The organism is Ideonella lacteola, assembly GCF_038066555.1.
Classification (GTDB): Bacteria; Pseudomonadota; Gammaproteobacteria; order Burkholderiales; family Burkholderiaceae_C; genus Ideonella; species Ideonella lacteola.
The window spans coordinates 1-7121 of record NZ_JBBUTG010000051.1; the positions used below are offsets into that span (position 1 = coordinate 1).

The 7121-nt window shown below is 59.4% G+C and carries 5 protein-coding genes; all 5 read left to right on the forward strand.

The window, feature by feature from the left end:
* The first annotated feature begins 153 nt into the window (after positions 1-153).
* The 5 genes from AACH06_RS30235 (at position 154) to AACH06_RS29750 (ending at position 6917) form a co-directional block, all read left to right on the forward strand.
* The gene (locus AACH06_RS30235) at positions 154-552 is read left to right on the forward strand and encodes a Rap1a/Tai family immunity protein (RefSeq protein WP_423222103.1); all 399 of its coding nucleotides are present in this window, start codon (positions 154-156) and stop codon (positions 550-552) included.
* A gap of 575 nt (positions 553-1127) precedes the next feature.
* Entirely contained in the window at positions 1128-1538 is a 411-nt protein-coding gene (locus AACH06_RS29735) for a hypothetical protein (RefSeq protein WP_341429453.1), read from the forward strand.
* A 2441-nt stretch (positions 1539-3979) separates the two neighbouring features.
* A complete protein-coding gene (locus AACH06_RS29740) occupies positions 3980-4501 on the forward strand; it encodes a type II secretion system protein GspG (protein WP_341429454.1) in 522 nt (173 codons plus the stop codon).
* A gap of 60 nt (positions 4502-4561) precedes the next feature.
* A complete protein-coding gene (locus AACH06_RS29745) occupies positions 4562-5104 on the forward strand; it encodes a demethoxyubiquinone hydroxylase family protein (protein WP_341429455.1) in 543 nt (180 codons plus the stop codon).
* 1459 nt (positions 5105-6563) lie between these two features.
* Positions 6564-6917, forward strand: a complete 354-nt coding sequence (locus tag AACH06_RS29750; protein WP_341429456.1) for a hypothetical protein — start codon at positions 6564-6566, stop codon at positions 6915-6917.
* Positions 6918-7121 lie beyond the last annotated feature (204 nt).

The following is a 7121-nucleotide window of genomic DNA, read 5'->3' on the forward strand; positions in this document are numbered from 1 at the left end:
TCTCAATCACCGTGGCCTTGTGGGTCAATTCCCTGTCGCAGCATGCCTAGCCGAATGCGGCCTAACCCCTCCGTCAAGGGGACCTGCCTTCGGCAGGCCCCTTACGTCGAACGTTAGGCGTCAAGACAGAACCCTTCACGCTTCGAGTCCACTATGGCTGCAACACTGAGCAGGCTCCCAACGCGTAGAGCGCTTTGCTTCGTGGTGACAGCGCTAGTTCTCGGCACAGCCGGGGCTGAGCCTCGCGCGTTCTTCAAGGATGGCAACGCACTTCTTGCTGGCCTTTCGGCGCCCGCCTCTACGTCGCAGAATGGCTTCGCCATCGGGTACGTCATCGGAACGGTAGAAGCTCTAAACGAGGAACAACAGCTCTCGTTCAAGGTCTGCTTCAAGATTCCATCAAACGCCACTCAGCGTCAGCTGAGTGATATCGTGAAGCAATACCTGGAGCAGTTCCCAACGGTGCGTGATCTGCCCGCTCCTTGGCTTGTGGCGTCATCGCTTGAGCGAATCTTCCCATGCGCAAAGCAACCGTCTGCAAGGCCGCAGTGACGCCTAACCCCTCCGTCAAGGGGACCTGCCTTCGGCAGGCCCCTTACGTCGAACGTTAGGCATCAGAAGTCAGGGACTGACGGTTGAGTCCGAAGCAGCGTATCCACGCATGTCGACTGCCTGCTTCATCGTCAGCGTGGGCTGTCCGTCCTTCGGCGGCCAGCGCACGATCCGTGGCGGCTCCAGCCGTATTCAGGTCAACTTGGGCACATATAGGTGGCCGCAGCAGCACACCACGGTCGCTGGAATCGCTGTCGTTGTTCACGGCCGGTGGTACTCTGTGCGCCATCTCCGCCAGGGCAAGCTTCCAGAGCTTTGCCAAGGTCGCTTAAATCCTTGGTCCCCAGCCGCCCAGCGTCGTAGCACTTGTTATGCAAGTACTCTGCTTTGCCAGTCACTGCATCGTCTGGCCACCGGCCCTCAAGTACATGTCGGTTGCGGCATTGCGTTCCAGGCATCTCGGTACTCTGGCCGCTTTGCCTAACCGCTCCGTCAAGGGGACTGGCCTGCGGCCAGCCCCTTACGTCGAACGTTAGGCCTCACCGTCACCTATCCGCCGTCCGTCGCATTTCCATATGAGCTTTGATCTATTTGTCGGCAGCTTCATTGGGGGCGAACGAGCTTCGTTCCCGGCGACCGTGCTCCGAGGAGCATTTGGCCCATTCATCATTGAGACCGAGCCAAAGTGGTTCGTGCTGAGCTTCGGCCCTGATGTGTCGGACAAGTGTGCTCTGTATGTTGATACGAACGCCGATCAAATCGACAGCTTTAGCATCGATCCATTGGACGACAGTCGCCTCTACGAAGCCTTGTTCTCAATTCTCAAGATTCCTGGATTGACCCTGTACATGCCAGGCAGTTGCCCGCCTCTGGTTGGCCACGCAGAGACTGCTGAGCATCTTCCCGCCGAAATGATTCAAACTCTCGGGGAAGCGCTACTTCTCAAGGCAGCCTCCGAGATCCCAGAGAGAATTCGCCAGTCATAGCCATCAAAATGCATACTGGAACGCACTTGTGGCCTAACCCCTCCGTCAAGGGGACGTCCCGCAAGCGGGCCGCCCCTTACGTCGAACGTTAGCCAACCTCAAGTTCCATGACCAGCCGAGAAGACCCCTGGGCACAAGTCCGAGCTGAACTGAGTGAAATCGCCCAGGCCGGAAACATTAACGTTGCTCAGTTGTCTGTGGCTTGCCTCATTCTGCGAGACGCACCATGGGCCGCGCAGGTTGTTCCTTACGTGTCCCACGGTCAGCTTGGACTCTCCACGGCGAAAGAGTATGCAAGGGCGCGGCTACTGCGCGCTGTCTGGCTAAGGCCCGAAGGCGAGTCAATCGTTGCCACATTTCAAGACACCATGGGTTCGTCGGTTGGTCGAGAAACCAAAGTCGACGAGCTCAACACGGCAGTCCTTCTACCGATGGTTGAATGGCTCTGCTCACCAGTCCAATGAGTTTCATGAAGTCCCTCTCATCCGAGTGCCTGCATTCAACGGGGTTGGCTAACCCCTCCGTCAAGGGGACTGGCCTGCGGCCATCCCCTTACGTCGAACGTTAGGCATCAGAACGCAGCAGGGCCGGCCAGGTCTCAGCGTCGTGTCAACGATTTCTGGGTGACTTCTTCATCGTCAGCGTGGGCTGTCCGTCCTTCGGCGGCCTGCGCACGGGCCGTAGCGGCTCAAGCTATATTCAAGTCAGCTTGGGCACATGTGGGCGGCCGCGGCAGCACGCCTCGGTCGCTTAAATCGCTCTCCCTGGTCACCGCCGGTGGTACTCCGTTGGCCATCTCTGGCAAGGCAAGCTTGCAGCGTTTTGCCAAGGCACTTCAAGTCCTGCGCCTCGTCCGGCCAGTCTCGTAGCATTTTTCATGCAAGTCTCCTGCTCCGCCAACATCCGCCTCGCCTGGCTGCCAGGCATGGAATACATGTCGGTTGTGGCATTGCGTTCCAGGTATTTCGGTGCTCTGGCCGCTCTGCCTAACCGCTCCGTCAAGGGGACTGGCCTGCGGCCAGCCCCTTACGTCGAACGTTAGGCATCAGAAGGCGGCAGGTTGGTGGAGGCGCAGTTGCATATCCACGAGTACTTGGTGGCGTCTCCATCGTCGGTGTGGGCTGCCCGTCCTCCGGCGGCCAGCGCACGGGCCGTGGCGGTTCCCGCCGTATTCGAGTCTGCCTGGGCACATGTGGGTAGCTGCAGCAACAGACCACGGTTGCTGGAAACGCTCCGCCTCGCCGCTGGTGGTACTCCACGGCCCATTTCTGCTAAGTCAAGCTTTCAGCGCTTTGCCAAGGCGACTCAAATCCTTCGTCTCGTCCGGCTAAGCCGTCGTAGCATTTGTTATGCAAGCACTCTGTTCTGCTAGTCGTTGGCTCGTCGGGCCACCGGGTTTGAAATACATGTCGGTTGCGGCATCGCGTTCCAGGCATCTCGTTGCTCTGGCCGCTCTGCCTAACCCCTCCGTCAAGGGGACTGGCCTGCGGCCAGCCCCTTACGTCGAACGTTAGGCATCAGAAGGCAGCGGGTTGGTGAAGGCGCAGCGGCATGTCCGATCCTTCGTTGGAGCAACTCAATCGTCGGCATGGGCTGTGGCGGCTCCAGCCGTATTCCAGGCCGCGTGGGAACATTTTGGTGGCCGCGGCAGCACGCTACGGTCGTCGGAATCGCTCTCCTTGGTCACCGCCGATGGTACTCTGTGGCCCATCTCTGCCAAGGTCAGCTTTCAGCGCATTGCCAAGGCAATTCAAACTTCTCGTCTCGTCCGGCCAGCGTCGTAGCACTTGTTATGCAAGCACTCTGCTTTGCCAGTCACTGGCTCGTCGGGCCACCGGGTTTGCAGTACACGTCGGTTGCGGCATTGCGTTCCAGACGTCTCGGTGCTCTGGCCACTCCGCCTAACCGCTCCGTCAAGGGGACTGGCCTGCGGCCAGCCCCTTACGTCGAACGTTAGGCATCAAAAGGCAGCAGGGCCAGTGAAGCCTCAGCGACGTGTCTACGGTTTCTGGGTGCCAGCTTGGTCGTCGGCTCGGGCTGTCCGTCCTTTGGCGGCCAGCGCGCGGACCGTGGCGGCTCCAGCCGTATTCAAGTCAGCCTGGGCACACGTAGGTGGCCGCAGCAGTACACCTCGATCTCTGGAATCGCTCTCGTTGGTCACGACCGGTGGTACTCTGTGGGCCATCTCTGCCAAAGCAAGCTTGCAGTGCTTTGCCGAGGCGGTCGAAGTCCTTCATCTTGTCCGGCCAGCGTCGTAGTACTTGTCATGCAAGTCCCCAGTTTCACCAGCGCGCACCTCGCGTGGCTACCGGTCATGAAATACATGTCGGTTGTGGCATTGCGTTCCAGGCATCTCTGTGCTCCGGCCGCCCTGCCTAACCGCTCCGTCAAGGGGACTGGCCTGCGGCCAGCCCCTTACGTCGAACGTTAGGTTGCAGAGAATGCGAGGAATTCTGGCCGTCTCTTCTGGATCGCTTGCTCTATCCTTCGCGGCAGTTGTGGCGTTTGAATTGATCTCGCCGTCATTCATCTACGAGGGGGACCACAAGCTTCGAAGCGCTCAGACTGACCTCCGGATTCTCAGTGGGACTGTTCTTTCCTACCGGAGCAAGCATGGCTCACTGCCTGACTCACTCGATCAGCTCGCAACTGCCGGAATGGTGGAGAAGGTCCCGCCTGATCCGTGGGGAGGCCGATACATTTATCGACGGGTGGATGGTGGCCAAGGATTCCAGATGTACTCTGCCGGTATCGACACCATTGATCAAAGAGGTCAAGGTGATGACATCGTTACAGGAGAGAAAGAGTACAAATGCGATACCTACGGTTCCAACTGCCCACTTTCGCCATTTGAGGCAGCTAGGGATGCATTGCAGCTGTTGTTTCTTATTTCGGCCATCACTGTTGTGGGTGTGCTTGTTGGCATTCTGCTACGGTGGGCGCTCGTCAGAAGTTCAACCTAACCCCTCCGTCAAGGGGACGTCCCGCAAGCGGGCCGCCCCTTACGTCGAACGTTAGGCTTCATGAGCACGGCCACGGCGCCACTTGAATCGAGTCTCCTCGGAGACCGCATTCTCAAGGTCAACCACGCTGGCGAAAACGGCGCGGTCCACATCTATGCCGGCCAACTGCTGCTCGCTCGTCTTACCGCTCCAAGCCTCGTAGGCGAGATTGCTGAGTTCAAGTCCCACGAGGAGAGGCATCGCTCAATCTTCTGGGCTGAACTTGAGCGCCGAGGCCGACCTCGTTGCCGTAGCTATTTGCTGTGTGGCGTAGGCGGCTACGCTTTGGGTCTGGCTACGGGGCTTTTCGGCAGGAACGCAATCGCAGCAACTACGGTGGCTGTTGAGCGCGTAGTTCTCCGTCACCTGCGGCAGCAGTTAGTCGACCTCCAGGGAAGAGACGAAGCCGCCCAAAGGGCCATCGCTGCTATCGTTGCTGAAGAGCAGCAACATCATGATCAGTCGGCCGCCCACATTCAGTCGCAGGCCTTATGGCTTCGCTTGCTCTCGCCACTCGTCGCCGCGTCAACCGAAGCCGTCATATGGGTAGGCATGCGAGTGTGAAGCCTAACCCCTCCGTCAAGGGGACAGCCACAAGCGGGCTTCGCCCACTTGCACCTGCCCCTTACGTCGAACGTTAGGCCTCATGCGAGCAAGACCCCGCCTTGGCGTTTTCAACGTGCTTCTGCTGATAGTCACAGCCGTCTGGTGCATCGCAATGCCGCTACTCTGGGCGCACAATCTCCAAACGTATTTGAGCTCGAGCTACGTTGAAAGGTTGGGCCTGTATCGTCCAGAGCTCATGGTGGCAATCGTTGTCACAGTATCCCTCGTGCTCCTCGCCTTCAAGCCGCGTCTGTCAGTCGTTGGCTTTGCGGCCGCCACCCTCGCTGCTCCTGTCCTCAAGTTCGCCATCGGCAGCCCCAGCTCGGGTGTTTGGCCGGTCTCTGTTGTATTGCTGGCCTTGGTGGCTTGGAGGTTGCATGCACTTTTCAAACCCGAGGCCTAACCCCTCCGTCAAGGGGACCTGCCTTCGGCAGGCCCCTTACGTCGAACGTTAGGCATCAGAAGGCAGCAGGCGGTTGAAGTCTCAGCGACATGCCAACGGCCTCTTTGTGTCGGCTTCATCGTCGTCGTGGGCTGTCCGTCCTTCGGCGGCCAGCGCGAGGGGCGTGCCAGTGCCAGCCGTATTCAAGTCAGCTTGGGCACATGTGGGTGGCCGGGCCAGCACGCAACGGTCGCTGAAATCGCTCTCGTTGGTCGCCGCCGGTGGTACTCTGTGGGCGATCTCTGCCAAGGCATGCTTTCAGCGCTTTGCCGAGGCGGTTGAAATCCTTCGTCTCGGTCGGTCAGCGTCGTAGAACTTGTTATGCAAGCACTCTGCTTTGCCCGTCACTGCCTCGTAAGGCCACCGGGCTTGAAATACATGTCGGTTGTGGCATCGCGTTCCAGGCATCTCGATGCTCTGGCCGCTCTGCCTAACCGCTCCGTCAAGGGGACTGGCCTGCGGCCAGCCCCTTACGTCGAACGTTAGGCATCAGAAGGCAAGAGCCGGTTGGTGAAGTCTCAGCAACGCGTCATCGGTTTCTGGGTGCCGACTTCATTGTCGGCGTGGGCTGTCCGTCCTTCGGCGGCCAGCGCGCGGGCCGTGCCGGTTCCAGCCGTATTCAAGTCAGCTTGGGCGTATGTGGGTGGCCTCGGCAGCATGCCAAGGCCGCAAGTTGCTCTTCCTGGTCAGCGCCAGTGGTACTCTGTGGGCAATCTCTGTCAAGGCAGGCTTTCAGCGCCTTGCCAAGGCAGTTCAAATCCTTCGTCTCTACCAGCCAGCGTCGTAGCACTTGTTATGGAAGCACTCTGCCTTACCAATCACCGGCTCGTCGGGCCACCGGGTTTGAAATACATGTCGGTTGTGGCATTGCGTTCCAGGCATCTCGATGCTCTGGCCACCATGCCTAACCGCTCCGTCAAGGGGACTGGCCTGCGGCCAGCCCCTTACGTCGAACGTTAGGCGCTTCAGGCAGCCATGGCAGACGACTTCTTGATCGATCTCGTAGTTCCAAATGGTTTCGAGAGCCTCATGCCTCTTCTCGGGCAAGCCCCATTCGAGATCACGGTTGAAGAGAGGGAGGGCAATCCCTTTGGAGTCCTGGTGCAGAGTACGGTGTCGGAGGTAGCTGGGTTCTGGTTTGCGGGATCGTCGGGCGAAGTTCACCACTATGAGTGCTCAGTTCGCCCCTCCAATCCAGGGCCAGCGGAGGCCGTCCTGCTTTCTCTGTCCAGCCTATTTCAGCAAGCCAGCCTGTCGCATCGCGTCTTCCGCATCGTTCATGAACTCGAAGAAAACGAAGAGGTGGTCTCCTATGTCGCAAGCGCCTAACCCCTCCGTCAAGGGGACGTCCTGCGGCAAGCCGCAGGCCGCCCCTTACGCCGAACGTTAGGCATCAGAAGGCAGCAGGTTGTTAGAGGCGCAGCGGCATGTCCGAGCCTTCTGGGTGGCAACTCAATCGTCGGCATGGGCTGTCCGTCCTTTGGCGGCCAGCGCACGGACCGTAGCGGCTCCAGCCGTATTCAAGTCTGCTTG